The 24,800-nt window shown below is 74.5% G+C and carries 23 protein-coding genes; 13 read left to right on the top strand and 10 right to left on the bottom strand.

Going from position 1 to position 24,800, the window contains the following annotated elements:
* The first annotated feature begins 133 nt into the window (after positions 1 to 133).
* The 9 genes from CSPHI_RS10330 (at position 134) to CSPHI_RS12090 (ending at position 10,186) form a co-directional block, all read left to right on the top strand.
* The gene (locus tag CSPHI_RS10330; protein WP_075693053.1) at positions 134 to 1,033 is read left to right on the top strand and encodes a hypothetical protein; all 900 of its coding nucleotides are present in this window, start codon (positions 134 to 136) and stop codon (positions 1,031 to 1,033) included.
* Position 1,034: 1 nt separating this feature from the next.
* A complete protein-coding gene (locus CSPHI_RS10325; RefSeq protein WP_075693051.1) occupies positions 1,035 to 2,333 on the top strand; it encodes a hypothetical protein in 1,299 nt (432 codons plus the stop codon).
* 6 nt (positions 2,334 to 2,339) lie between these two features.
* On the top strand, positions 2,340 to 3,068 hold the full coding sequence (locus tag CSPHI_RS10320) for a hypothetical protein (RefSeq protein WP_075693049.1): 729 nt from the start codon (positions 2,340 to 2,342) through the stop codon (positions 3,066 to 3,068).
* Positions 3,069 to 3,122: 54 nt separating this feature from the next.
* Positions 3,123 to 4,727, top strand: a complete 1,605-nt coding sequence (locus CSPHI_RS10315; protein ID WP_075693047.1) for an Hsp70 family protein — start codon at positions 3,123 to 3,125, stop codon at positions 4,725 to 4,727.
* A 33-nt stretch (positions 4,728 to 4,760) separates the two neighbouring features.
* Positions 4,761 to 4,991 (top strand): hypothetical protein, encoded by a 231-nt coding sequence (locus CSPHI_RS12095; RefSeq protein WP_075693045.1) that lies wholly within the window; start codon positions 4,761 to 4,763, stop codon positions 4,989 to 4,991.
* Positions 4,992 to 5,056: 65 nt separating this feature from the next.
* Positions 5,057 to 6,481, top strand: coding sequence for a serine/threonine-protein kinase (locus CSPHI_RS10305; protein WP_075693043.1), 1,425 nt, complete (start codon positions 5,057 to 5,059; stop codon positions 6,479 to 6,481).
* A gap of 10 nt (positions 6,482 to 6,491) precedes the next feature.
* The gene (locus CSPHI_RS10300; protein ID WP_075693042.1) at positions 6,492 to 7,193 is read left to right on the top strand and encodes a hypothetical protein; all 702 of its coding nucleotides are present in this window, start codon (positions 6,492 to 6,494) and stop codon (positions 7,191 to 7,193) included.
* A gap of 157 nt (positions 7,194 to 7,350) precedes the next feature.
* A complete protein-coding gene (locus CSPHI_RS10295) occupies positions 7,351 to 9,990 on the top strand; it encodes an ATP-dependent Clp protease ATP-binding subunit (protein WP_075693040.1) in 2,640 nt (879 codons plus the stop codon).
* Positions 9,991 to 10,015: 25 nt separating this feature from the next.
* Positions 10,016 to 10,186: a DUF4236 domain-containing protein gene (locus CSPHI_RS12090; RefSeq protein WP_157118535.1), complete on the top strand. Its 171-nt coding sequence runs from the start codon at positions 10,016 to 10,018 to the stop codon at positions 10,184 to 10,186.
* 172 nt (positions 10,187 to 10,358) lie between these two features.
* Here the strand turns inward: CSPHI_RS12090 and CSPHI_RS10290 are convergent, their stop codons facing one another.
* The 3 genes from CSPHI_RS10290 to CSPHI_RS10280 all read right to left on the bottom strand — a co-directional run bounded on the left by CSPHI_RS10290 (position 10,359) and on the right by CSPHI_RS10280 (position 14,984).
* Positions 10,359 to 12,020, bottom strand: coding sequence for an ATP-binding protein (locus tag CSPHI_RS10290; protein ID WP_075693038.1), 1,662 nt, complete (start codon positions 12,018 to 12,020; stop codon positions 10,359 to 10,361).
* A gap of 103 nt (positions 12,021 to 12,123) precedes the next feature.
* Positions 12,124 to 13,161: an LppP/LprE family lipoprotein gene (locus CSPHI_RS10285; RefSeq protein WP_075693036.1), complete on the bottom strand. Its 1,038-nt coding sequence runs from the start codon at positions 13,159 to 13,161 to the stop codon at positions 12,124 to 12,126.
* Between the two features lie 44 nt (positions 13,162 to 13,205).
* Positions 13,206 to 14,984, bottom strand: coding sequence for a PQQ-binding-like beta-propeller repeat protein (locus CSPHI_RS10280; RefSeq protein ID WP_075693035.1), 1,779 nt, complete (start codon positions 14,982 to 14,984; stop codon positions 13,206 to 13,208).
* Positions 14,985 to 15,123: 139 nt separating this feature from the next.
* On the opposite strand from CSPHI_RS10280, the gene CSPHI_RS10275 reads away from it, so the two are divergent.
* A complete protein-coding gene (locus CSPHI_RS10275) occupies positions 15,124 to 15,411 on the top strand; it encodes a helix-turn-helix domain-containing protein (protein WP_075693033.1) in 288 nt (95 codons plus the stop codon).
* Positions 15,412 to 15,473: 62 nt separating this feature from the next.
* On the opposite strand, the gene CSPHI_RS10270 is transcribed toward CSPHI_RS10275, so the two are convergent.
* From CSPHI_RS10270 to CSPHI_RS10255, 4 genes are all read right to left on the bottom strand, one after another.
* A complete protein-coding gene (locus CSPHI_RS10270) occupies positions 15,474 to 15,785 on the bottom strand; it encodes an antirestriction protein ArdA (protein WP_075693032.1) in 312 nt (103 codons plus the stop codon).
* Positions 15,786 to 15,958: 173 nt separating this feature from the next.
* Positions 15,959 to 17,230, bottom strand: coding sequence for a lipase family protein (locus CSPHI_RS12720; RefSeq protein ID WP_075693030.1), 1,272 nt, complete (start codon positions 17,228 to 17,230; stop codon positions 15,959 to 15,961).
* Between the two features lie 105 nt (positions 17,231 to 17,335).
* Complete coding sequence (locus tag CSPHI_RS10260) at positions 17,336 to 18,535, bottom strand: lipase family protein (RefSeq protein ID WP_084210376.1); 1,200 nt, start codon at positions 18,533 to 18,535, stop codon at positions 17,336 to 17,338.
* 45 nt (positions 18,536 to 18,580) lie between these two features.
* Positions 18,581 to 19,450, bottom strand: a complete 870-nt coding sequence (locus CSPHI_RS10255; protein WP_075694019.1) for an HhH-GPD family protein — start codon at positions 19,448 to 19,450, stop codon at positions 18,581 to 18,583.
* A gap of 93 nt (positions 19,451 to 19,543) precedes the next feature.
* Between CSPHI_RS10255 and CSPHI_RS10250 the strand changes: the two genes are divergently transcribed.
* Together CSPHI_RS10250 and CSPHI_RS10245 are read left to right on the top strand one after the other, a co-directional pair.
* Positions 19,544 to 20,152, top strand: coding sequence for a carbonic anhydrase (locus CSPHI_RS10250; RefSeq protein ID WP_075693029.1), 609 nt, complete (start codon positions 19,544 to 19,546; stop codon positions 20,150 to 20,152).
* 21 nt (positions 20,153 to 20,173) lie between these two features.
* Entirely contained in the window at positions 20,174 to 20,878 is a 705-nt protein-coding gene (locus tag CSPHI_RS10245; RefSeq protein WP_075693027.1) for a hypothetical protein, read from the top strand.
* Between the two features lie 25 nt (positions 20,879 to 20,903).
* On the opposite strand, the gene disA is transcribed toward CSPHI_RS10245, so the two are convergent.
* Genes disA through CSPHI_RS10230 form a run of 3 tightly spaced genes read right to left on the bottom strand, consistent with a single transcriptional unit; the run spans position 20,904 to position 24,098 of the window.
* Positions 20,904 to 21,950: a DNA integrity scanning diadenylate cyclase DisA gene (gene disA / locus CSPHI_RS10240; protein ID WP_075693025.1), complete on the bottom strand. Its 1,047-nt coding sequence runs from the start codon at positions 21,948 to 21,950 to the stop codon at positions 20,904 to 20,906.
* Positions 21,947 to 23,323, bottom strand: a complete 1,377-nt coding sequence (gene radA / locus CSPHI_RS10235; RefSeq protein ID WP_075693023.1) for a DNA repair protein RadA — start codon at positions 23,321 to 23,323, stop codon at positions 21,947 to 21,949. The genes disA and radA overlap by 4 nt, the downstream gene beginning before the upstream one ends.
* 28 nt (positions 23,324 to 23,351) lie before the next feature.
* Positions 23,352 to 24,098 carry a hypothetical protein gene (locus CSPHI_RS10230; protein WP_075693022.1) on the bottom strand — a complete coding sequence of 249 codons (747 nt, stop codon included), beginning with the start codon at positions 24,096 to 24,098 and terminating at the stop codon, positions 23,352 to 23,354.
* 141 nt (positions 24,099 to 24,239) lie between these two features.
* Between CSPHI_RS10230 and CSPHI_RS10225 the strand changes: the two genes are divergently transcribed.
* Positions 24,240 to 24,791, top strand: coding sequence for a CarD family transcriptional regulator (locus tag CSPHI_RS10225; protein ID WP_075693020.1), 552 nt, complete (start codon positions 24,240 to 24,242; stop codon positions 24,789 to 24,791).
* Positions 24,792 to 24,800: the final 9 nt, after the last annotated feature.

Raw genomic sequence — 24,800 nt, 5'->3', positions numbered from 1 at the left:
GGCACCCGCCGCGGGTTTCCCTGGATTCGACAACGCACCGGATTGGGAGGAAGGGACGGCGATGACAGTCGACTGGGAGGGCCCATGGGACGGGAGAGCCCGCGGTCGGTTCCGGGCTACCGGGGCCGCGGCGGTGCAGGCCTTCGACGGGGCGGCGATGCGCGGCTACCTGCCGACCCGGGTCGCCCGGGATGATCGGGGCGGGTTCACCGCCCCCGGGTACCGCGCGCGTGCGCCGTGGGTGATCACTGGCGCCTTCGCCCTGTCCACCATGGCGGCGGTCCCCGTGCTGCACGCCGCGGCGGGCTTCGCCGCGGGGATCGGATCCTGGGCCGTGCTCGCCGCGATTGCGCTCCTCGGCGGCGTCGTGGCGCTCATCGCCGGCCGGGCCCGGCGGATCGGCACCGCGGTGCTGGCCCTCATCGCCTGGTTCATCCTGGTCCTGGCGCTGCCCGCGGGCTCCGATGCCGCCGCCGTGCCAGACGATGCCGCGGATGCGGCGATCCCGGCGGGCGCCCCCGCCCGCCCCGGGCCCGATGCCGCGAAGGCCGCCGGAGGGGAGGACGGCGCCGGCGGGGCCGATCGGCCGTCCCCGGCCCCCGCCGGGGAGGGGGCCGCGGCCGAGGCGACGCGGGGGGAGCGGGAGGACCGCGGCGGGGCGGCCGCCCTCACCGCACGCCTGCTGCCCGGCGCCCCGATCCTCGTGCTGCCGCTGCTGTCCCTGCTCGCAGGCGTCCCCTTCCGGCGCGCGGACTTCGACGCGGAGGTGGTGCTCGGCCTGGAGCAGATCGCCGACGCCCGCGCCGCCGGCGGCGAGCTGGTCCGGGTGGTCGGCGACATGGGCCGGCAGGGCGGCGGGAAGTTGCTCAGCCTCGCCGGCGTCGCCGACGGCCGGGTGACCGACCTGGTGGTGCGCAGCCTCCCCGAGGAGGTCGGCGTCGGCTGGTGCATCGTCGTCGACGGCACCCGCCGCTTCATGACCGGGCTGCCGCCGCGGATGCTCGACCGCGCCGAGTCCCTCCCGGGGGCGTGAGATGGCCGCCGAACTCACCGCACCGCAGCGCACCGCCCTGCGCGAGGGCCTGTTCGCCCACGGCTGCCCGATGACCCCCGAGGCGGTGATCCGGGGACTGTCCCGGATCCCGGTGCCCGGCACCGACACCGACCCGGCGACCTGGGCGGCGCGGATCCGGCTGGTGCGCTCCCTGGCCGCCAGCGCCCCCCGATCCGCGCGGGCGATGCGCATCCTCGGCGTCATCGCCGACCCCGGCTTCGCCGCGGAGTTCTCCGGCCGGGACGGCCGCCCGCCCTTCGGGAGGGTCGCCGACCGGCTGCGCGGGGAGTCGGCGGAGCCGATGGACCCCGAGGAGCTCGCCGCGCTGCGCCGGGGCTTCCTCGGGCGGCCCCTGGACTTCACCGACGGGCGGCTGCCCGCCGACGAGGTCGAGGCCCTGATGCACCGGCTGCTGCTGTGCCCGGCCGATCGCGGCGCCCTGGTGAACCCGCCGGGCCGGGTCGATTTCCGGGTCAGCCTCGCCACCGCGGAGGACCCCGGGGAGGAGCCCGGGCCCGCCGGCCGCCGGGAGCGCAAGGTGTGGGACGCCTTCGCGGAGCTGCACGCCTGCTCCCCCGGCTACCGGTGCCTGGCCGACCTGCTCAAACCCGGGTACCGCACCCAGGGGGAGGGCACCATCGACGGCCGCCGGGTGGACGTGGGGCTCATCGACGACGCGGTGCGGGCGCTGGGCCGGCGGGTGCAGACCGGCTCCGCCGAGGCCGCGGCGGCGACCCGGGTGCTGGAGGACCTGCAGCGCCTGCCGGATCCGGCGGCGTGCGTGGCCCGGCACACCCGGGCGCTGCTCACCGGGACGGGCGGCCGGCGGCTCTCCCGGGCCGAGCTGCAGCTGGCCCCGGGCGCCTACCCGGTGCACGGCCGGTGCACCCCCTCCCTGCCGCAGGCCCTGGAGCGCCGGGCCGGCGCCGCCGATCCGCTGCACGAGGAGCCCGCCCCCGCCGTCGGGCGGGGGGAGGACCCCGAGTGGTTCGCGCCCGTCGCGTTCATCGGCTACCTGCTGGGCCTGCTGATCGGCCTCGGCGTGAACGACTTCACCGGCACGGCCGGGCCCGCGGTCCTGTGGACCCTGTGCTACATCGTCGCCGCCGCGCCGCTGCGGCTCCTGCACTCGGTCGCCGGGTACCTGCTGGCGGTCGGCGCCATGGCGGCGGTCCTGCTCTCCGTCGAGATCTCCGTCCTCTACCAGCCCGTGTTCTTCGTCCCGCTGCTCGCCCTCGGCGGCATCGGGGCGCTCAGCATCCACCGGAAGCAAAGGTGACCTGATATGCCCATTCCCGGAAAAACCCAGGCCGAACGCCCGCGCCGCGGCCGCGGTGGTGGCCGCGAGGAGCGGCGCGCGCGGACCCTGGCCGCGCTGACCGACGCCATCCTCGACGCCCGCGAGCCGGATCCGCCCCGGGCGGCGGGGCGGGCCGACCCGGAGGCGACGCCGCCGACCCAGTGGGCGCAGGCCCCCGGGGCCGAGCCCGCCGCGGCCCGGCCCGACCGGGACCCGGACCGGGACCGGATGCCCGGCCCGGAGCCGGCCGGCGCCGACCCCGGTGCCGCGCCGGTGCCGGACGCCGCGGACCTGGCCCGCCGCCTGGACACCCTCAACCGGGTGCTGCGGGAGCAGTCCGCCACCCTGGAGGCGATGTCCGCGCAGCAGTGGCGCAGCCGACTCACCGGGCCCGTCGCCCAGCTCGCCGCCCTGCACGATGAGCTGCTCGCCGAGGGCGCGGCGGACTTCGACTACTACGCCGCCGGCGTGGAGGCGGCGCTGGCCGCCCTCGGCGTGGACGCCGAGCGGGTGCTCCCGGGGGAGCGCTTCGACGGCCGGCGGCACGCTCAGATCGGGGTCGTCGACGTCGCCGACCCCGACCTCGACCGGCGCATCGTCGCCCCGGATCGGCCCACCCACGTCTACGTCTTCCGGGACGGCGGGCCGACCGCGGTCGCCGTGAAGGCGAAGGTCCGCGTGCAGCGCCACGCCCCCGCCGGCACCGCCGGCTGATCCACCGCCGGCGGCGACCGCCGCCGCGCACCCGAACGAATGAAGGACACCGATATGAGCACCACCGCCTTCGGCATCGACCTCGGCACCTCGAACAGCGCGATCGCCTACCTCAACGCCCTCGGGGAGCCGAAGATCCGGGAGAACCTCGACGGCGATCCCACCACCCCCAGCGTGGTGTGGTTCCAGGAGGCCCGGCACACCATCGTGGGCAAGGTCGCCCGCGATGAGAAGATGTTCAGCCCGGACGAGGTCGTCGACCTGGTCAAGCGGCACATGGGCCGGGACACCCAGTGGGAGTTCCATGGCCAGCGGCACACCGCGGAGAGCATCTCCGCGCTGGTGCTGCGCGCCCTGGCGGAACTGGTCGAGGACGGCCCCGGGCCGATCCCGGCGGTGATCACGATCCCCGCCTACTTCGGAGCGCGGGAGCGCGAGGCCACCCGCGCCGCGGGCACCATCGCCGGCCTGGACGTCCTCGAGCTCGTCGCCGAACCCGTCGCCGCGGCGCTGTTCTACGACTCCGTCAACGACCTGAGGGGACGCAACCTGCTGGTCTACGACCTCGGCGGCGGCACCTTCGACGTCACCGCGGTGCGCGGCACCGAGGGCTCCTTCGAGATCCTGGCCACCGAGGGCGACCCGCAGCTCGGCGGCGCGGACTGGGACGAGGCGCTGCGGGAGCATCTGCTCGACCGGTTCATCGAGGAGACCGGGGCCGAATCCGCGGAGGAGGACATCGACTTCCTGCACCGGCTGCATGAGCAGGCGGTGGTGTGCAAGGAGGCGCTGAGCCAGGCGCTGAAGCACACCGTGCGGCTGCAGACCGGCGATGGCACCAAGGCGAAGTTCACCGTCACCCGGGAGGAGTTCGAGGAGGTCACCGCCCCGAAGCTCAAGCGCACCGCGATGTGCATGGAGCGGCTCTTCGACGTGGTGCAGCGCAAGGACCCGGACTTCGTCTTCCACGAGGTGATCCTGGTCGGCGGCTCCTCCCGGATGCCGGCGGTCGCGGAGCTGGTGCGCAACCGCACCTACCTGGAGCCGCAGCTGTTCGAACCGGATCTCGCCGTGGCCAAGGGCGCCGCCATCGCCGCCACGATCAGCGGCCTGGAGCGCCACGACGCCGAGGGCGGCACCGTGGCGGAGTACGCCGAGCGCAGCGGAATCGACTCCGCCCAGCTGGCGACGCTGGCCACCAAGACCGTGGTCAACGCGCTGCCGAAGGCGATCGGGGTGTCCGTGCTCGACGTCGACGGCACCTCCTACATCGACTTCCTCGCCGAGCAGCACACCCCGATCCCGCTGCAGGAGGAGGTGGTCCGCGACTACCTCACCGCCGCCGACGACCAGACCCGGGTGAACCTCACCCTCTACCAGCAGGCCAGTGACATCCCCTCCTCGGACCCGAACCTGTGCGAGGTGATCACCGGTTCCGAGACGATGCTCACCGGCATCCCGCCGCGGCCCCGCGGGGAGCGGATCCGGGTGCGGCTGTTCATCGCCGGCGATGGGCTGATCACGATCCGCGGCACCCACGTCGCCTCCGGGGCGGACGTCGAGGCGCAGGTGCGGATCGGGGTGTTGAGCTCCGAGGAGGTGGAGGCCGCCCGGATGCGGCTCACCGGGATGCGGGTCAGCCAGACGGAGGATCTGTGAGCGCCCCGGCCGGGTGCACGCGGGGGCGCCCCGATGAGCGATGAGCCCACCCTGATCCCCGGTGGCGAGCGGCCCAGCGGCCGCCCGCGGCGCTGGCCGCTGCGGCTGCTGCTGGTGCTGCTGGCGCTCGCCGCGGCGGTGCCCGCGCTGCGCGGCGGCTGCGCCGGGGCGGACGACGCCGGGCCGGGGTCCGCCGCGGTGGCCGTGATGGACCGGGACGGCACCCGGCCCCCGGCGGAGCGGTCCGCCGGGGTCCGCCGGTGAGCGGCGGCGCCCCGCCCCCGCGCCGGGCGGCGCCGGACGGGCGGTGGGAGCCGCGGCCGCCGGGGATGCCGGGGATCGGCGACTGGTTCGCCGGCTACCGGGTCGAGGAGCGGATCGGCGAGGGCGCGATGGGCGCGGTGTTCCGGGTGCACAACCCGCGGCTCGGCCGGGACGAGGCGATGAAGATCCGGGCCCCGTTGGCGGACCCGGAGGCCGAGGCCCGGATGGCGGAGCTCTTCCACGAGGAGATCGGGATCGCGGCGACGTTGCGCGCGCCGAACATCATCTCGGTGTTCAGCGGCGGCCGCAGCGGCGGTCTGCAGTGGTACACGATGACCCTGGCGCGGGGGCGCAGCCTGGCCGAGGAGCTCACCGAGATCCCGGTCCGGCACTACCCGGCGCATGAGGTGATCGCCATCGTGGAGGACCTGGCGGTGGCCCTGGACGCCCTCGCCGGCTGCGCGCCGCCGGTCACCCATGGCGACGTGAAGCCGGCGAACATCCTCGTGGAACGCCGCCGGCCCCCGCGGGGGAGGGGCCGCGGCCGCGCCGGGGAGCGGCTCATCGCGGTCACCCTCGTCGACTTCGGCATCGCCACCATGGCGGAGATCGGCCGCGCCGGGCCCGGCGGGCGGGTCGCCGGCTCGCTGCCCTACATGGCCCCGGAGATCTTCACCGACGGGGTGATGAGCCCCGCCAGCGACCAGTACGCCCTGGCCTGCACCGCCTACGAGCTGATCACGGGCAGCCGCGCCTTCCCGGCCGGGGACGTCACCGCCGCCCGCCGGGCGCATCTGCGCGGCCTGGCCCCGGTGACCGGCTGGGGCCCGGCGGTGGACGCGGTGCTGGCGCGCGCCTGGGCGCGCTCCCCGGCGGGCCGCTGGCCGGACTGCGGCTCCTTCGCCTCGGCGCTGGCCGCGGCGACGATCGGGATCCGGCGCCGCCGCGGCTGGGCGCCCCCGGCGACCCTGCTCGGGGCGATCACCCTGGCCGCCGGCGCCGGGGCGGTGCTGCCGGGGCATCTGCCGGTCGGCGGCGACGCCCCCTACGTCGGCGACCCGCAGCCCGCCGGCGGCGCCGCCGCCCCGGACGGCGATCCCGGCTGGCGGCCGCGGCCGGACCGGGGTGGGCCGCTGGCGGGGATCCCGGGCACCCGGCTGCACCGGGTGGAGGAGTCCGCCGACGGCACCCGGCTGCGCTACCTCCTGCTCGCCGACGGCGCCGCCGCGGACCCGGTGCGGCGGATCCCCGGCCGGCTCGGCGCGGGGGCGCGGCCGGTGCCCGCCCCGGGCGCCCCGGAGGGGGTCGATGCGGTGGTCGGGGAGCTGCCCGGCGGCGCCCAGTACTGCATCGCCGGCCCGGCGCCGGGCCGGCCCGGCGCCGGCGGGCGCCTCGGCCGCGGCCCGTGGGTCGTGGTGGTCGGCGCCGATCCGGGATGCTCCTTCGCCTATGATTCTCTGCGTCGTTGGTTTGGCGCAACGAGTGAATGAGGCAGGTCCGATGACGCAGCCGGAGCAGGCACCGAGAATCGAACTGGACGATCTCTGCGGCGTGGTGCTCGACCCCGCGCCGGGGGAGACCCTCACGATCGGCCGCAACGGGGACCTGCGGGTCGGCGAGGACAACCCGTACATGCACCGCCGGGCGCTGCAGCTCTACTCCGCCGGCGGGGCGTGGTACCTGCAGAACATCGGCAGCCACGTCACCGTGATGCTGCGCCGGCCCGGCGACGCCCGGGGGATGCGGCTGGCCCCGGCCCAGATCCAGGCGCTCACCGAACCGGCGTACTCGGTGCTCTTCGGGGTCAAGCGGGAGAACTACGAGATCGAGATCCGGCAGGAGGTGGCCGGCACCGGCGAGCCCCTCGGCGACGTCGACACCGGCACCGCCACCCTCACCATCGACGAGCTCACCGAACGCGAACGCGCCCTGGTCGCCGCCTTCGCCGAGGACTACCTGCGCGGGCGGGTGGACTCCCTGGCCACGCTGTGCACCGACGCCCGGGCCGCGGAGAAGCTGGGCACCACCGCCAAGGCGGTGGAGCACCGGCGCACCGAGCTCTACGAGCTGATCCTCGGCGGCGGCCTGGTCAGCGACATGGAATGGCGGCACACCCACCGCCGGCAGCGGATGACCCGGGCGGCCCGCGCCCTCATCGACGCCCGGCTGGTCACCGTCGACGATCTCGCGCTGCTCGACTGAGCGCCGCCCCCGGGCGGCGGCGCCTCCCGGGCCCCCGGGCACCGCCGCCACCAGCGTGTTCGCTGTCGGCGTACGCGGTCCGGGACGAAGATCCGCGGATGCGTCGTTAAGCTCGGTGAAAGCCCTGATCGATCCCCGCCAGATGCTGAGGAGAAGGATGTTCGAGAGGTTCACCGATCGCGCCCGGCGCGTCGTCGTCCTGGCCCAGGACGAGGCCCGCGAGCTCAACCACAACTACATCGGCACCGAGCACATCCTGCTGGGGCTCATCAGCGAGGGCGACGGCGTCGCCGCCAAGGCCCTGGAGTCGATGGGCATCTCCCTGGAGGCGGTGCGCAGCGAGGTCGTCGAGATCATCGGCCGCGGCGCCCAGCCGCCCTCGGGCCACATCCCCTTCACCCCCCGGGCGAAGAAGGTGCTGGAGTACTCCCTGCGGGAGGCGCTGCAGCTCGGCCACAAGTACATCGGCACCGAGCACATCCTGCTCGGGCTGATCCGGGAGGGCGAGGGCGTGGCCGCCCAGGTGCTGGTCAAGCTCGGCGCCGATCTGCCCCGGGTGCGCCAGCAGGTGATCCAGCTGCTCTCCGGCTACCAGGGCGAGGGCGACGCGGACTCCGATGATCCGCGCACCGTCGGCGCCACCGCCGGCAACCGCTCCTCCGAGACCGGGCAGCAGTCCGGCTCCCTGGTGCTCGACCAGTTCGGCCGCAACCTCACCGTCGCCGCCCGGGAGGGCAAGCTCGATCCGGTGATCGGCCGGGAGAAGGAGATCGAGCGGATCATGCAGGTGCTGTCCCGGCGCACCAAGAACAACCCGGTGCTGATCGGCGAGCCCGGGGTGGGCAAGACCGCGGTGGTGGAGGGCCTGGCCCTGGACATCGTCAACGGCCGGGTGCCGGAGACGCTGAAGGACAAGCAGCTCTACTCCCTGGATCTCGGCTCCCTGGTGGCGGGCTCGCGCTACCGCGGCGATTTCGAGGAGCGCCTGAAGAAGGTGCTCAAGGAGATCAACCAGCGCGGCGACATCATCCTGTTCATCGACGAGATCCACACCCTGGTCGGCGCCGGCGCCGCCGAGGGCGCCATCGACGCGGCGAGCATCCTCAAGCCGAAGCTGGCCCGCGGCGAACTGCAGACCATCGGCGCGACCACCCTCGACGAGTACCGCAAGCACATCGAGAAGGACGCCGCCCTGGAGCGGCGCTTCCAGCCGGTGAACGTCCCCGAGCCGGGGGTGGATCTCACCATCGAGATCCTGCGCGGGCTGCGCGACAAGTACGAGCAGCACCACCGGATCTCGATCACGGACCAGGCGCTGGTGGCGGCGGCGAACCTCTCCGACCGCTACATCAACGATCGCTTCCTGCCGGACAAGGCGGTGGACCTCATCGACGAGGCCGGCGCCCGGATGCGGATCAAGCGGCTCACCGCGCCCCCGGAGCTGCAGGAGATCGACGGCCGGATCGCGGACACCCGCCGCGAGAAGGAGGCCGCGATCGACGCCCAGGACTTCGAGAAGGCCGCGGGCCTGCGCGACACCGAGCGCAAGCTCGGTGAGGAGCGCCGGGAGCGGGAGAAGAAGTGGCGGGCCGGGGAGTCCGACACCATCGCCGAGGTCGGCGAGGAGCAGATCGCCGAGGTGCTGGCCTCCTGGACCGGGATCCCGGTGTTCAAGCTCACCGAGGAGGAGTCCTCCCGGCTGATGCGCATGGAGGAGGAGCTGCACAAGCGGATCATCGGCCAGGATGAGGCGGTCACCGCCGTGTCCCGGGCGATCCGGCGCACCCGCGCGGGCCTGAAGGACCCGAAGCGGCCCAGCGGCTCCTTCATCTTCGCCGGCCCCTCCGGGGTGGGCAAGACCGAGCTGTCGAAGGCGCTGGCGGAGTTCCTCTTCGGCGAGGAGGACGCGCTCATCCAGATCGACATGGGCGAGTTCCACGACCGGTTCACCGCCTCCCGGCTGTTCGGCGCGCCCCCCGGCTACGTCGGCTACGACGAGGGCGGCCAGCTCACCGAGAAGGTGCGCCGCAAGCCGTTCTCGGTGGTGCTCTTCGACGAGATCGAGAAGGCGCACAAGGAGATCTACAACACCCTGCTGCAGGTCCTCGAGGACGGCCGGCTCACCGACGGCCAGGGCCGGGTGGTGGACTTCAAGAACACCGTGCTGATCTTCACCTCCAACCTGGGCACCCAGGACATCTCCAAGGCCGTCGGGATGGGCTTCACCGGCGTCGGCGAGATGGACCAGGAGGGCCAGTACGAGCGGATGAAGGACAAGGTCAACGACGAGCTGAAGAAGCACTTCCGGCCGGAGTTCCTCAACCGCATCGACGAGGTCGTGGTCTTCCGCCAGCTCACCAAGGACGAGATCGTGCAGATGGTGGACCTCATGCTCGACCGGGTCCGGGTGCAGCTGGTGGAGAAGCGGATCGCGCTGCAGGTCACCGAGGAGGCCAAGGCCCGCCTGGCGGACCGGGGCTTCGACCCGGTGCTCGGCGCCCGGCCGCTGCGCCGCACCATCCAGCGCGAGATCGAGGACAAGCTCTCCGAGCGGATCCTCTACGGCGAGGTCGGCATCGGCGACACGGTGCGGGTGGACGTCGACGGCGAGGAGGGCTTCTCCTTCGCCGTGGACGCCGCCCCGGAGGGGGCCGCGGAGCCCGGCGAGGACGCGCTCGGCGCCGCCGAGGGCACCATCGACGCCGCCGCCGGGGATGTCGCCGGCGCCGCCGAGGACGCCGTGGACGAGGCCGGCCCGGACGCGGGCGGGGCCGACGGCGATTCGGCCGACGCGTAGCCGCCGGATCGGGGAGGATGGCCCCATGGGACTGCAATTCCGCAAGCGCAAGCGGCTGGACAAGGACAGCTGGGTGAACTACTCCGGCTCCGGGGCCTCGGTGTCCCGGCGCTTCGGGCCGGTGACCGTGAACAGCCGGGGCGGGTTCTCCGTCCGGCTGGGCCCCGGCCTGAACTTCCGCGGCCGCTGGCGCTGAGCCGGCGACCGCGCCACCGGCGCGGTGCCGCGTCCCGGTCGCGGCCCTCGGGCCCCGTGGCAGCGGAGAGTGGAAGAGCAACCCAGACTAAGTCACACATTGACCATGAGATAGTCACAGTTAGACTTAAACAGTCTAACTGTGACTGTGAAAGTGTCACTGTTGATTCTGATCAGTGTGCATCGTCCGGGTTCTGCGGCCCGTCCTCATGGGTCGGGCCCGGCTCCGTCAGCGGCCGGTACCGGGTGTGGTGCTTCCCTTGGCCACCGTCCATGACCGCCAGTCCCTCGGCGAGGAGCCTGTTCATGACATAGCGGACCTGGCTGACGTTGAGGTCGGTAAGTTCGGCGATCCGGGACAGTGGTAGCCCCTCCGGGGTGCCCCAGAGGGCGTCGAGCACAGGTTTCGAATTTCGGGGTCGTCGTGGGGCATGCCCCGTGGGGGAGCCGCCCGCGCGCCGGGGGAGCGGCTCATCCCCGCTGGTGGACGGCGCCGGCGTGGTCCGGGGCCCCGCGTCGTGTGCCGCAGTGCCCGCCTGCTTCTTGCGGGGTGCGGGATCCCCTGCTCCGATGGGGGGAGTCGCGCCTTCGCCGCGGGGGCGCCACAGGAGGGCGTTGAACTGGACGCCGGTGTCGACGAGGTGCGGTGGGCGCAGCCCCCGGTCATCCATGATGCGGAAGACCTCGCGTATTCCGCCGCCCTCGCCCTCGATGAGCGCCGCGCCGTCTGCGGTGGTTAGTCGTTTGGCGATCTGGTAGAGCCTCTGGTTGACGGCGGCCTGGGCATGCTCGATGCTCTCCAGCTGAGCCAGGGCGACTCCCCGCAGCCCGCCCGGGCTCTGGATGAACAGCTTGTCCGGGGTCACCCGAATCTGCACCTGCTTGCCGGTGCCGAGGGTGGTCGGGCCGAGATCCCGGTGCACCAGGGCGTTCGCGATGAGCTCGCGCACCGCGGGGAGGGGCAGATCCCGGGTGATCTCCATATGGCCGTCATCCCGGTAGCGATGGATCGTGTCGAGGTTGTCGCCGCACCATTCCATGATGTCGTCGAGCAGCGTCGGAAGCGGCCCGCTGAAGTCCCGGAGGTTCCGGGTCCGCCCTCCACCGCGTTCGTCGGGGGGCAGTTGGACGGCGGCGGTGACGGTCAGCGCGGGGTAGTGACCCTGCGGGTACTCCCCCAGGGCGTAGAGGCCCGCAAGGGTCGGCTCACCGGTATGGGCCAGCACGTTCGTCAGCTGGAGGAGCCGGCCATCCGGCTGATCCTCCATCCGGGGGTCCTTTTTCCGCACTGCCGTCAGGTACTCCTCGATCAGCTCCGGAACCAGGTCGGCTTTGCTCCGGCCCTTGGCCGGCGCCAGGTCCTGGTCGATGCGTTCATCGATGTGGAGCTTGGAGATCTCCACCATCCGAATTTCATGCTCGTGCATGGGGTAGTCGCCATCGGCTTGACGGAGGTAGGCCCGGCCGCCGGTGCGGGCGGGCCGGTCGGCGATCCGGAGCGGGAGGACCTGGGCGACAAGGATGCTCTTATCGTCGATCGTCACGTGCTCGAATTCGAGGTGGGGGGCCGGCTCCACCGCCTGCCGGGCCATATCGGTCAACCCTTGTGCGAGGGTTATCGAATCCGATACGCCGACCACGTTAAATGCCCCCGCTGCCTCATCGACGCCGAGGATGACGGTCCCGCCGTTGGGCATGTTGGCGAAGGCGCACAGGGTCTCCGCCATCTTCGGGAGCCCGCCGGTGGCGCGCTTGACCTCGATGGACGTGGTATCCCCCCGCCGGACGCGCAGATCTCGCAGGGTGTCCAGTAGCTTCTGCCGGGTCCAGATCACCGGCTAAGAGTAACAACTTAGACTGTAAAATTCACAGTCTAAGTGTCACACTTTTCTGCAACGCACTAATCCGGGGGTATCCGTGATCCCGCCCCGCCGCCGGCTACAGCTCGGTGACGCCGGCGCGGTTCATCTTCACCCCGGCCCCGGAACCGGAGTCCCAGCAGGTCAGGCCGTCCTCCGCGGAGGAGCAGGCGAAGGCGCCGTAGTAGACGGTCCGGCCGTAGGCCACCTCCTCCGGGCGGATCGTGTCATCGCCGCCATTGGCCTGGTACATCCAGGGCCCCGGATCGCTGGCGGCCTGGTATTCGATGGCCCCGTGCCGGATGTACACGGTGTCGAGCTGCCGGCCGTTGTCCGTGCCCAGGGGGCTGCCCTCGTGGTAGCTGGCGATCCCGCAGCGCACGTAGTCGGAGTAGATGCCGCAGCTGATGTTGTGCGAGGGGGTGGTGAGCACCGCGATGCCGCCGGCGTAGGGCTTGACGGTGGACACCTCGGTGGCGGAGTCCGGGATGGCGCCGCCGGCCCCGGCGGGGCCGCGGGCGGTATCGCCGGCGCGGCCGCCCTTTTCCGCGGCACCGTCGTTCATGAGCACCCGGCCGGCGGCCTCGTCCCAGCGGAAGCGGTCCACCCGGTTCTCCCGGGGCTGGGCGATCTCGATGGTGGAGTCGTCGATCCGGGTGATGGTGGACATGCCGTCGAGGGCGTCGGCGGTGGCGGTGCCCAGGTACTCGCCGCGGTGGAAGAGCATGGCGTGCTCGGCCATCCGGGAGTTCGCGCCCCGCTGGGTGAGGTGCAGCCAGGACAGCGGCAGGCAGGGGTCGTAGGTGGCGGGATCGGGTTCGGCCCAGTCCATCCGCGGGGTGACCCCGGGCAGCCACTTCGCCGCCGCCTCGGCGCCGGTGAGCGGGGAGCAGTCGGAGCGGTCGGGGTCGCCGGCGTCGGCGGCGCCCCGACCGGGGGTCGGGTCGGGCCGATCCGCCGCGGCGTCGGCGCCGGCGGCCGGCGCGTCCTCGGCGCCCCAGCGCATCTCGCGGGGCGCATCATCGTCCGCGCAGGCGGCGAGCGCCAGCACGCCGCTGCAGGCGAGGGCGGGCAGCACCCGGCGCAGCCGGGTTCGGCGGTCGGTGGTCGGGGTCATGGTTCCTCCTCGGGCGGGTTGGTTCGGTGGGGTGGGGTGGTCCGTCAGCGGAAGGCGAAGGTGGCGTTGTCCCCGGACCAGCCGGCCGACACCGGGGGGCTGATCCGGAACCGGTAGCCGTCGTGGTTCCCCTCCGGGAGGGAGAGCACCTGCTCGTCGAGCTGTTCGCCGGTGGCCGGGTCGATCTTGAAGCGCATGTCGCCGTCGCGGATGTAGACGTGGTCCTCGTCGACGCCGAGGTAGTCGACGGTGATCCGGCTCAGCTGGTCCGGGGCGATGGCGAAGATCTGCTCGCCGGTGGCGAGATCGACGACCCGGATGCCGTTGTCGTCATCGGTGACCACGGCCCGGTCGCCCATCGCCGTGACCTGCGCGTACTCCTCCGGCGTCGTGCGCAGGAGCACCTCGGACAGGCCCCCGGCGGGGGACCAGGTGCGCAGTTCGCCGGCGGCGGAGTCGTGGATGACGAGCCCGTGCGGGCGCTCGTGGATGCTGAAGCTATCGAGGTACGCGTCGTGGGCGAGGATCTGATGGGCCTGCCCGGTGGTGAGATCGTGCGCGGAGAGGTGCACCATACCGCCCTGCCACACCCGGAGCGTGAGGAAGGGCGCGCCGTCGATGAAGCGGAGGTTGTCCTCGAGGCCGCCGCTGAGGGAGAAGGAATCGCCGTCGGTGCCGTAGTGGCCGGGGGAGAATTCCGGGATGGGGCGGGTCTCCCCGGTGCCGAGGTCGACGAGGACGCCGGCGGCGAGATCGCGGTCGCTGTACCCGGCGGATCCGACGGATTCCTCGAAGCCGGCGATGGCGAGCACGCCCCGGTGGTAGGTCAGCGGCACCGGCAGGATCCCGTCCTCGAGATCCCAGGGGATTTCCCGGGAGTCGATGGGCTCGCCGTCGGTGGCGTCGTAGCGCTCCGCCAGGAAGGTCACCGAACCCTCGTTGATGCCGACGCTGCGCTGCACGATGAACCCGGTGCGCACGATCACCGGGCCGTCCTCGTCCTCGGCGAAGGCGACCCGGGTGGCCCGGAGGCGGTTGCGCTCGTCGACGGGCCGGATGGTCACCGCGTAGGTGGTGCGGCCGGGCACCGCGGCCAGCTCCAGCTGGCGCTGCTTCTCGGCGAGGTCGGTGAATCGGCCGGTGGGCAGCATCGCGGGATCGACGTCCTCGCGCCGGGTGAAGCGGTGGAACAGCGCGGAGCCGGCGAGCTCGGCGTCGAGGTAGCGCTCGGCGGGTTCGCCGATGGACTGCGCGGTGAAGTTCGCCTCCCGCCAGTCGCCCTCGACCCCGGTGGCGGTCTCGCCGCCGGGTGATGCCCCATCGGAGCCGGCCCCGCCGAGGCCGATGACCCCGGCGGCGAGGACGAGGGCGAGCACCAGCACCGCCGCCGCGGCGCCGAGGGCGGCCCGCGGGCGGGTGCGGGCCGCCCCCGCCACCCGGGCCCATCCGCGCCGGGCGCCGGCGGCGCCGGCGGCCAGGCCGTGTCGCAGCCGGGCTCCGGCGCCCCCGCCGGTGGGCGGGCCCGGGTGCGCGCCCGCGGCCGGGGCGGGCCCCGGGCCGGCCGGCCCGGCGGCTGATCCGGTCCCGGCGAGCCGGCGCAGCTCCTCGACGCCGAGCGGCCCGGCGGCGGGATCGTCGAGGTGCCGGTCGTAGATGGTGCGCCGGGCGGGGTCGCCGAGGATGGCCCGGGCGGTGCGCAGCTGGTCCACCTGGCCGGCGTCCAGGCCCGGGGCGGTCAGCGCCCAGTCGATCTCGGCGGCGAGTTGCCCCGGGGGTTTGGCCCGATCCAGGCCGATGGAGGCGTAGAAGTCGAATGTGCGCATGGCGGCTCCTCGTCGATGGGGGTTGACCCGGTCGAAAGGTGACAGTACTGTCACTTCATATGGTGGTCAATACCGAGGTGCCCCCGCCCGGGTTCCCGGCGCATGGGGCCGCGTCCCGCGGTGGGGCACAATGGGGCCCATGCCCCAGTCGCCGAATCACCTCAGCCCCGCGCAGCTCGCGCGGCAGGGGCGGCGCCGGATGAGCCTCGGGCAGACCATCGCCGCGCTGCGCCTGGAGCGGGGCCTGACCCAGCAGCAGCTCGCCGACGCGGTGCTCATCAGCAAACGCGGGGTGATCCGCATCGAGGGCGGCCAGACCAGCATGACCGTGGACGTGCTCTGCCGCTTCGCCGACGCCCTCGGGGTGCGGCCCTCCCGGCTGCTCGCCCTTGCCGAGCGGCGCGAGGCCGGCCCGGATCCCGAATAGCCGAATACGGCGAAAAAAGACGGGCCCCGACGCCGATGGCGTCGGGGCCCGTCAGCGGGGCCTCAGCCCCGGCGGAACACGTGCACCCCGCCGCCGGAGCACGGCGCGGTGCGGTAGTCGCGGGCCAGGTCCCGGGCCCAGCGGGCGTGGTCGAAGTAGGCCGCCGCCTCCGGGTAGGCGCCGTTGATGAGGCCCAGGGCCTCGACCTGGGCGTCGGCGAAGGCGCGGAAGCTCGGCCAGGCGCCGGCGTAGGCCGCCCGGAAGGCGGCCGCATCCGGGGCTCCGGCGGCGTCCCGGGGCGCATCGGCGCCGCGGGCCCAGGCGGCGAGGGCCTCCCGCTCGGCGGGGCCCGTCGGCTGGTCGGGTTCGGTCATGGTGGTCCTCCTGAGGGGATGGGAATCCGGTCAGGACCACCCCCGGCCCCGGCTTTGCCGGGGCACGCCGGGCGACCGGGGCGCGGAAAGGCCCCGCCCCGGCGATGCCGGGACGGGGCGTGGGCGATTTTTGGCGCGGCCCCCCGGGGCCGCGCCGCGCGGGCGGGGCGGGCCTAGGCCCCGGGCGTGACGTGCTCGACGAGGAAGCGGTGCGAGGCCTCCCGGGTGTCCTGCAGGGCCACCCCGTGGTTCAGGCCCGGGGCGACCCGGCGATCCACGGTGAGGAACTCCACCTCCGCCCCGCGGGCGGCCCAGGTGCGGGCCAGCCGCGCCGCCGGGGCGTAGGGCACCACGTCATCGGCGCGGTTGTGCGCCATCAGCACCGGCATCGTCGGGGTGCCCCGGCCCAGCCGCTGCCGCTCCACCAGCGGCCGGATCCGCGGATCCCGGAGCAGCTCGGAAATCGGCCGCCCGGTGCGGGTCAGATCCGCCGAGCGCAGCCCGGTCCAGTTCACGATGGTGGCGTCCACGCACTCCCGGGACACCCGGTCCAGGTACTCCCGGCCGCGGTCGTTGACCAGCTCCGTGACCCGGTCGGCCAGCTCCGGGTAGGCCTCGGCCATCCCGTTGATCGCGTAGCCGAGGAGCCCCGCCAGCGGGGAGGAGTCCAGGCTCGCCGCGGTCGCCGCCAGGTCCGCGGGCACCGACCCGGCGTAGACCGCCCGGATGTCCAGCTCCGGGGCGTAGCCGGCGGCCAGCTCCGCGGCCGCGGCCGCCGCCCCGCCGCCCTGGGAGTAGCCGTGCACGCCGATCGGGGAATCCCCGGACAGGCTCGGCTCCGCGGCGATCGCGGCCCGGGCGGCGTCCAGGGTGACCATCCCCTGGGCGTCGCGCACCATGTAGGTGTGCATCCCCGGGGTGCCCAGGCCCTCGTAATCGGGCACCATCACCGCCCAACCCCGGGCGAGGAAGTGCCGCACCGTCTGCTCCGGGCGCTCCCCGGCGGCGAAGCGGCGGCTCAGCGCGCACTGGTCGCCCTGGCCCAGGGTGCCCGTCGGGGTCAGCAGCAGCGGCCGCGGCCCCGGGCCGGGCCAGGCGGCCTCGGGGGTGAACAGGGAGCCGGTGGCGGTGATCGCCCGGCCGCCGGCGCCGTGGGCGGGGAACTCCAGCACGGTGAGCCGCGCGGGCGCCCCCGGCTCCTCCCCGGGGCGCGGCGGCAGCACCCCGGGCAGCAGCGGATCCCGGCCCGGGGGGATGGGGGAGGTGCCCGGCGGCCGGCCGGGCAGCCCGGGGGCCGTGCCATCGGCCGATCCCGCCGCGGGTGCGGGGAGCGGGGCGGATCCGGGGGCCGCGGCGGCCGGGGCGGTCGCGGCGAGGAGGAGCAGCAGCGCCGCCGCGGCGGTGCGGCGGCCGCGGGCGGGGCGGGGGCGTTCATCGGTGCGCATGGGGGAAACCTACCCCGCCGGACCGGCGGTGGTGAGGCGTGCCTTTTTCAGAATGCCCGGCGCCGATCCGGCCGGGGGATGCCGGACGCCGGCGCGGGCCGGGGCCTAGAACTCCCCGCAGTTCGCCGGCGCGATCGGGGCGTCGCCGACGACGGCGTGGTAGAGGAACTCGTTGCGTTCGGCGCGGGTGCGCGCATCGGCGACCCCGTGGCTCTCCATCGGGCCGACGGACTCGTCGACGGTGAGGAAGCGCACCGCGGCCCCGGCCGCGCACCAGGTGCGGGCCAGATCCCGGGCCTGGCCGAAGGGCACCACCGCGTCGGTGACGTTGTGCGCCATGATCACCGGGGCCGCCGGCACCCGATCGCCGATCCGCTGCTCGGCGAGCAGCCGGCCGAACCCGGGGTCGGTGAGGTGCTCGGCCATGGTGCGCCCGTCGGCGGTGAGCTCCGCCGAGGAGCGGAACCCGAAGGCCGCCCCGGTGTCGTTGAGGCACTGGTCGCGCACCTCGGCGAGGAAGGCCCGGCCCTCGTCGTTGATCGCCGCGCCCACCGGCTCCGCCAGCTCCGGGTAGGCCGCGACCATCCCGTTGATGGCGTAGCCGACCACCCCGGACAGCGGGGACTCGTCCACCCCCCGGGTGACCTCCACCAGATCCGCGGGCACCGCGGAGGCGTCCACGGCGCGCAGATCCAGGTCCGGGGCGTACTCCGGCTGCAGTTCCGCGGCCGCGGCGGCGGCCCCGCCGCCCTGGGAGTAGCCGGCGATCGCGGTCGGCGGCCGATCCCCCAGCGCCGGGTCCAGCTGCACCGCGGCGGCGACGATGTCCAGCACCGCATGCGCCTGCGCGGCGCGCACCATGTAGGTGTGCAGCCCCGGGGTGCCCAGGCCCTGGTAGTCGGTCTGCACCACGGTCCAGCCGAGGGCGGTGAAATGCCGGGCCTGGTCCGGGATGCTGCCCCGGGCCACGCTCGCCGAGGGCGCGCAGCGGTCCGCCATCCCCCAGGTGCCGGGGGCGAGCACCAGCAGCGGGCGGGGCCCCGCGGCCGGTTCGGCGGGGATGAAGGCGGCCCCGCTGACCTCCATCGGACCGCCCCGGGCGTCCCGGCTGGCGTAGCGGAACAGCCGCACCGCCGCGCCCTCCGGGGTGACCCCGGCGTCCTCGGCCTCGCCGATGAGCCCCGGCGGGTGCGCGGCGGGGGTGGGCCGCTCCGGCATGCCCAGCGGATCCGGGGCCTCCTCGGCGGTGGCGCAGCCGGCCAGGAGCAGGGCTGCGGTGAGCGTGGCGGCCAGGCGGCGGATCATGCGCCCGAGTCTAGGGTGGCCGGGCCGGGCCCGTGCGGGCTTCGCTCAGCGCGGCAGCCGGAACCGCCCCCGCCGGTCCTGCTCCGCGAGCCCGTCGGCGAGCAGCGAATCCAGGGCCCGGGCGCGCTGCACCGGGTCATCCCACACCGCGTCGAGGACCTCCTGGGCCACCGGGGCGTCGGCCTCCCGGAGCACCTTGAGCAGTTTGCCGCGCACCTGCCGGTCGGTGCCCTCGAAGCGCTGCACCCGCCGCCGCGCCGCGGCGGCCTCCGCGGCGCTGGGCCCGGGGCGGCCGGCGGCCCGCCAGCGGCAGCCGGCGGCCACCGGGCAGCGGGCGCAGTCCGGGCCCCGGGCCACGCAGACCACCGCGCCGAGCTCCATCAGCGCCGCGGAGAACCGGGCGGCGTCGCGCGCGGGCAGCAGCGCGGCCACCGCCGGGGCGTCCGCGGCCCGGTGCGCCCCCGGCAGCGGCCGGCCCTGCCGATGCCGGCGCAGCACCCGGCGCACGTTGACGTCGACCACCGGCACCGCCGCGCCGAAGGCGAAGGCGGCCACCGCCGCGGCGGTGTAGTCGCCCACCCCGGGCAGGGCGCGCAGCGCCGCCGGATCCGCCGGCACCGCCCCGCCGTGCTCGGCGACGATCGCCGCGGCGGCCGCGCGCAGCCGCAGCGCCCGCCGGGGGTAGCCCAGCCCGCCCCAGGCGCGCAGCACCTCGTCGGCGCCGGCCGCGGCGAGATCCGCCGGGGCCGGCCAGCGCGCCAGCCATTCGCTCCACCGCGGCGCCACCCGGGCCACCGGGGTCTGCTGGCTCATCACCTCGCTGACCAGGATCCCCCAGGCGGTGGTGCCGGGGCGGCGCCAGGGCAGATCCCGGGCATGGGCGTCGAACCAGGCCAGCAGCGCCGCCGCGGGCAGCGCCGGGTCCCCCGACAGCGCGGTAACGGCGTTACCCCCGTCGGGGTGGCGTTGGTTTTCCACGGAAGCGACCACGACCGCAGAATAGACACCATGAGCCGCACCCCCGAATCCGTCTGGCGGGACCTGCGGGAGGGCAACCGGCGCTTCATGCGCGGGGAGTCCGCCCACCCGAACCAGGACCGCGCCCGGCGCCTCCAGCTCGCCGCCGGGCAGAGCCCCAAGGCCGTCGTGCTGGCCTGCTCCGACTCCCGCGCCCCGGTGGAGATCATCTTCGACCAGGGCCTGGGCGACGTGTTCGTGATCCGCACCGCCGGGCAGATCACGGATCTGTCGGTGCTCGCCAGCCTGGAGTTCGCCGTGGTCAGCCTCGGCGTACCGCTGATCTGCGTGCTCGGCCACGAATCCTGCGGGGCGGTCGGCGCCGCGCACACCGCCCTCGACGGCGGGGAGATGCCCGCCGGCTTCCAGCGGGTGCTGATCGAGAAGGTCACCCCCTCGCTGCTCGCCGCCCGCCGCGACGGGCAGACCTCCCGGGACCAGTTCGAGGCCCGGCACGTCGCCGAGATCGTGGAGCACATCGTGGACCGCTCCCCGGAGATCCAGGCCCGCCTGGCCGAGGGCACCGCCGGGGTGGTGGGCATGCGCTACCGGCTCTCCGACGGCCTCGCCGAACCGCTCGTCATGCACGGGATCGGCTGAGCCGCCGGTTACCCTGGGGGCGTGACGAATACGCCGCTGCCCCCCGAGATCTACCGCCGCCGCCGGATCGCCGCCCTGGTGGCCCTGGTCGTGGTCCTGATCCTGGTGATCTGGGCCCTGGTGAAATGCGGCTCACCCGACCCGGCCGAGGAGCCGGGGACCTCGGCGGCGGCGTCCTCCGGGGAATCCGTCACGGTCAGCCGCAGCGACGGCTCCGCGGTGACCTCCGCCCCCGGCGGTGCCGGGGACGGGGACGCGGAGGGGGAGGACGACGGCGCCGCCGAGGCGCCGTACCTCACCACCGAGGTGCGCCAGACCCTGGACAAGGACGCCTGCGAGGCCGGCGACGTGCAGCTCACCGTGGAATCCGATCAGCCCAACTACGGCCCCGAGGGCAAGCCCCGGTTCAGCCTCACCCTGTACAACCCCACCCGCGGCGACTGCGCGGTGGACCTCGACGAGCTGCCGCTGCGCTTCGAGGTCTACACCCTCGACGACTACACCCGGGTCTGGTCGGATCTGGACTGCCACGCCTCCGAGGGCGCCGGGGTGGAGACCATCGCCCCGGGCGAGGAGGTCGTCTACACGGTGACCTGGTCCCGGCTGTCCTCGGCGCCGGGGGCCTGCTCCTCCACCGAGCGCACCCCCGTCGAGGCGGGCGGCTACCTGGTCTACGGCCTGGTCGGGGACCGCAACTCCGACGCCTACACCTTCAACCTGCGCTGAGCGCCCGCCCCGCGGGACGCGCCGCTCAGCCCAGCCGGTCCAGGCCCTGCCGGACGTGCCGGGCCCACAGCGGGCCCACGCCCTCGATCGCGGCGAGCTCCTCCCGATCCGCGCGCAGCAGCGCCGGCAGGGTGGGGAAGCGGCCCACGATCGCGTCCATCAGCGCGTACTGCAGCCGCGGCACCCGGGCCAGCGCCCGGTAGCCGCGGGGATCCACCCGCTCGGTGAGCGATTCCAGGGTGGCCGGGAAGCCCAGGGTGCGGGCCACCGCCTCGGAGCCGAGCAGCTCCGCCTCGTCCAGGCCGGCGAGCTCGGCCAGGGCGGCGTCGACCTGGTCCGGTTCGGGGTGCCCGGAGCCGGTGACCAGGTAGTCGGAGACCAGCAGCCGGCGGTAGTACTCGGTGTCCGCGATGAGCTCGCCGAGCTGCACGTCGAGCTGGTGGCCGTCCGCGCCGAGCGCGATCACGTCCCGGCCGATCGAGCCGGCGGCCCGGCGCAGCAGCTCGGAGACCCGCAGCACCGCGATCGCGTCCGCGGCGGCGGCGACCCCGCGCAGCTCCGCGGCGAAGAGCTCGTCGGCGCCGGCGTCGAGCCGGGAGCGGTAGCGCTCGATGGTGCCCAGGGCCTGGTTCGCCCGGGAGAGGATCGCCGCGGAATCCTGCAGCACATGGCGCACCCCGCCGTGGTAGACGGTGATGATGTTCATCGACTGGGAGACGCTGACCACCGGCGTCCCGGTCTGCAGCGCGGCGCGTTCGGCGGTGCGGTGCCGGGTGCCGGACTCCTCGGTGGGCAGCGAGGGGTCCGTCAGCAGCTGGGTGTTCGCCCGGCGGATCCGGGTGAGGTCCGCGGAGAGCACCACCGCCCCGTCCATCTTGCACAGCTCGCGCAGCCGGGTGGCGGAGAAGGCCACGTCGAAGTCGAAGCCGCCGTCGCAGATCGCCGTCACCGCGTCATCGCAGCCGAGCACCACCAGCGCCCCGGTGCGGCCCCGCCGGATCCGCTCCAGCCCGTCCCGGATCGCGGTGCCGGGGGCGAGCCGGCGCAGCAGATCCTCCCCAATCTCGTTCACCCGTCCAGGATAGCCGCCTCGATCGCCTCCGCCACCGTCGCCGCCTCGATGACGCGCACCCCGGCGGGGGCCTCTGCGCCGACCGGCACCACCGCGGTGCCGAAGCCCATCCGGGCGGCCTCCTTCAGCCGGCGGGCGGCGTCCGGCACCCGGCGCACCTCCCCGGCCAGGCCGAGCTCGCCGAGGGCGACCATCCCGGAGCCGACGGTGCGGCCGCGGGCGGCGGAGGCGATGGCCAGCGCGATCGCCAGGTCCGCGGCGGGTTCGGCCAGCTGCATCCCGCCGACGGTGGCCACGTGCAGCTCCCGGTCGGCCAGGGCCCGCAGGCCCCCGTGCTGGCCCAGGATGGCGGCGATCATCGGCACCCGGCGCGGGTCCAGGCCGGTGACGTTGCGCCGCGGGTTGTGCTGCGGCGAATCCACCACCAGGGCCTGCACCTCGGCCAGCAGCGGCCGGCGGCCGTCCACGGCGACGGTGACCGCGGTGCCCGGGGCCGGGGCCCGGTGGTGCAGGAACAGCCCCGTGGGATCGGGCACCTCCCGGATGCCCTCGGCGGTCTGCTCGAAGCAGCCGACCTCGTCGGTGGCGCCGAAGCGGTTCTTCAGCCCGCGCAGGAAGCGAAGCCCGGTGTGCCGGTCGCCCTCGAAGTTCAGCACCGCGTCCACCAGGTGCTCCATCACCCGGGGCCCGGCGACGGTGCCGTCCTTGGTGACGTGGCCGACCAGCAGCACCGCGATCCCGGTCTGCTTGGCCAGGGCGGTCAGCGCCGCGGTGACCGCGCGGGCCTGGGCCACCCCGCCGCGGGTGCCGTCCACCCCGGCGGCCTGCATGGTCTGCACCGAGTCGACGATGAGCAGCCCGGGGCGCACCCGCTCGGCCAGCTCCAGCACCGCGCCGACATCGCCCTCGGCGGCGAGCAGCAGCCGCTCGTGCAGGGCCCCGGTGCGGCGGGCGCGCAGCGCCACCTGCCCGGGGGACTCCTCCCCGGTGACGTAGAGGGCGGCGGAGTCCCCGGCGGCGGCCCAGCGGTGCGCGACCTCCAGCAGCAGGGTGGATTTGCCGACCCCGGGTTCCCCGGCGAGCAGCAGCACCGAGCCGGGCACCACCCCGGTGCCCAGCACCCGGTCCAGTTCCCCGATCCCGGTGGGGGTGGCCGCGGCCTCCCCGGGGTCGATCCCGGTGATCGGGCGGGCCTCGGCGGCCGCGCCCGGGCCGGGGGCGGGCCCGGGGCCGGCGCCGCCGGATCGGCCGACGGCGGCGGGGGCCCTGGATTCCTCCAGGGTGCCCCAGCCGCCGCAGTCGGGGCAGCGCCCGACCCATTTGCTCACCCGGTGCCCGCAGTCGGCGCACCGGTATCCCGGGCCCTTCGCCATGGGGCGTAACCCTACCGCCCCGGTGGCGCTACTGGCCGACGGCGGTGGCGGTGTCCGCCCCGGTGACCGCGTCCGCGTCCGGGTCGGAGGCGCCCTCGGCGTCGGTGGCCGGGGTCTTCCGGGCCGCCGGCGCCTCGGGGGCGACGGTGCCGTGCTCGCGGTCGAGCACCCCGGCCTCCGGGAGGAAGGCGGAGACGGTGCCGTGCAGCTCGATGCGCTCGGTGCCGCCCTTGTCGGAGGTGAACACGAAGGTGATCAGCCGGTTGCCGCCGGCGGCGGAGGTCTCCGCCCCAGCCAGGGAGCCGGCGTCCACGGTGGTGCCCACGTAGCTGATGCAGGCCGGGTTGCCCTTGGCGGTGTCCGCCAGCTCGGCGACCTGGCGGTCGGCGTCGGCGACGATGGAGCAGTCCCGGGGGATGGTCAGCGGGTCATCGGCGAGCCGCTCGGCGGTGGGGGTCTGCGCCACGGGGGAGAGGTCCACCTCGCCGGCGCCCTCGACCTCCACGGAGACCAGGGTGTACTTGTCGCCGCCGCGCTCCTCGTTGGCCACGGAGAACTTCACGCCCGCGGTGCCGTCGGGGTAGACCACGACATGGGCGTCGCGCACCGCGACGCCGCCGGGCACGGCGGCCTGGGTGTTGGCCGCGCCGTCGACCGCGGCGACCTGGTTCGCGGTCTGCGAGATCTGGCCGGCGCCGCACGCGGCGAGGGCGAGGGCGGAACCTGCGGCGACGGTGGCGATGCCGCCCCGGCGGGCGACCGACTTGAGGGTCATGACTGCGCGTCCTCCATGGGATCGGGAGAAGGGAGTGATTGCGCTCAACCTTAGCTCTTTTAAAGGCTGTTCTCATACTTCGAGGGGGTGGCCGGGTGATCGTGATACGCTGGATGGCCGTTGAAAGGGGCGTGCAAGCAGATGGAATTCGCAGTCGGGGACACCGTCGTCTACCCGCATCACGGCGCGGCGAAGGTCGAGGACATCGTGCAGCGGGAGCTCGACGGGGAGACCCTGGACTACCTGGTGCTGGAGATCCTGCAGTCGGATCTGCGCATCCAGGTGCCGGCGAAGAACGCCGAGCTGGTGGGGGTGCGCGACGTCGTCGGCGAGGAGGGCCTGCGCAAGGTCTTCGGGGTGCTCCGGGAGACCGACGTGGAGGAGGCCGGCAACTGGTCCCGCCGGTACAAGGCCAACCAGGAGCGGCTCGGCTCCGGCGACATCAACAAGGTCGCCGAGGTGGTCCGCGATCTCTGGCGCCGGGACCAGGACAAGGGCCTGTCCGCCGGGGAGAAGCGGATGCTGTCCAAGGCCCGCCAGGTGCTCGTCGGCGAACTGGCCCTGGCCGACGGGGTCGACGAGGAGCGCACCCGGGAGCTCACCGCCCGGATCGAGGCCACCATCGAACGCCACCGCAGCGCCGACGCCGAGGCCGAGGCCGCCCCCGCCGCGGTGGATCTGGACAAGGGCTGAGCCGCCCCG

The sequence above is a fragment of the Corynebacterium sphenisci DSM 44792 genome (genome assembly GCF_001941505.1).
Lineage (GTDB): Bacteria > Actinomycetota > Actinomycetes > Mycobacteriales > Mycobacteriaceae > Corynebacterium > Corynebacterium sphenisci.
Note: the sequence above shows the minus strand (reverse complement) of the source record. Positions and strands in the feature narration are given on the sequence as shown.

Bases quoted from the DNA above. Each gene is read 5' to 3' on its own strand.
- CSPHI_RS10325 (WP_075693051.1), top strand. From the start codon at position 1,035: ATGGCCGCCGAACTCACCGCACCGCAGCGCACCGCCCTGCGCGAGGGC.
- CSPHI_RS10320 (WP_075693049.1), top strand. From the start codon at position 2,340: ATGCCCATTCCCGGAAAAACCCAGGCCGAACGCCCGCGCCGCGGCCGC.
- CSPHI_RS10315 (WP_075693047.1), top strand. From the start codon at position 3,123: ATGAGCACCACCGCCTTCGGCATCGACCTCGGCACCTCGAACAGCGCG.
- CSPHI_RS12095 (WP_075693045.1), top strand. From the start codon at position 4,761: ATGAGCGATGAGCCCACCCTGATCCCCGGTGGCGAGCGGCCCAGCGGC.
- CSPHI_RS10305 (WP_075693043.1), top strand. From the start codon at position 5,057: ATGCCGGGGATCGGCGACTGGTTCGCCGGCTACCGGGTCGAGGAGCGG.
- CSPHI_RS10300 (WP_075693042.1), top strand. From the start codon at position 6,492: ATGACGCAGCCGGAGCAGGCACCGAGAATCGAACTGGACGATCTCTGC.
- CSPHI_RS10295 (WP_075693040.1), top strand. From the start codon at position 7,351: ATGTTCGAGAGGTTCACCGATCGCGCCCGGCGCGTCGTCGTCCTGGCC.
- CSPHI_RS12090 (WP_157118535.1), top strand. From the start codon at position 10,016: ATGGGACTGCAATTCCGCAAGCGCAAGCGGCTGGACAAGGACAGCTGG.
- CSPHI_RS10285 (WP_075693036.1), bottom strand. From the start codon at position 13,161: ATGACCCCGACCACCGACCGCCGAACCCGGCTGCGCCGGGTGCTGCCC.
- CSPHI_RS10280 (WP_075693035.1), bottom strand. From the start codon at position 14,984: ATGCGCACATTCGACTTCTACGCCTCCATCGGCCTGGATCGGGCCAAA.
- CSPHI_RS10275 (WP_075693033.1), top strand. From the start codon at position 15,124: ATGCCCCAGTCGCCGAATCACCTCAGCCCCGCGCAGCTCGCGCGGCAG.
- CSPHI_RS10270 (WP_075693032.1), bottom strand. From the start codon at position 15,785: ATGACCGAACCCGACCAGCCGACGGGCCCCGCCGAGCGGGAGGCCCTC.
- CSPHI_RS12720 (WP_075693030.1), bottom strand. From the start codon at position 17,230: ATGCGCACCGATGAACGCCCCCGCCCCGCCCGCGGCCGCCGCACCGCC.
- CSPHI_RS10260 (WP_084210376.1), bottom strand. From the start codon at position 18,535: ATGATCCGCCGCCTGGCCGCCACGCTCACCGCAGCCCTGCTCCTGGCC.
- CSPHI_RS10250 (WP_075693029.1), top strand. From the start codon at position 19,544: ATGAGCCGCACCCCCGAATCCGTCTGGCGGGACCTGCGGGAGGGCAAC.
- radA (WP_075693023.1), bottom strand. From the start codon at position 23,323: ATGGCGAAGGGCCCGGGATACCGGTGCGCCGACTGCGGGCACCGGGTG.
- CSPHI_RS10230 (WP_075693022.1), bottom strand. From the start codon at position 24,098: ATGACCCTCAAGTCGGTCGCCCGCCGGGGCGGCATCGCCACCGTCGCC.
- CSPHI_RS10225 (WP_075693020.1), top strand. From the start codon at position 24,240: ATGGAATTCGCAGTCGGGGACACCGTCGTCTACCCGCATCACGGCGCG.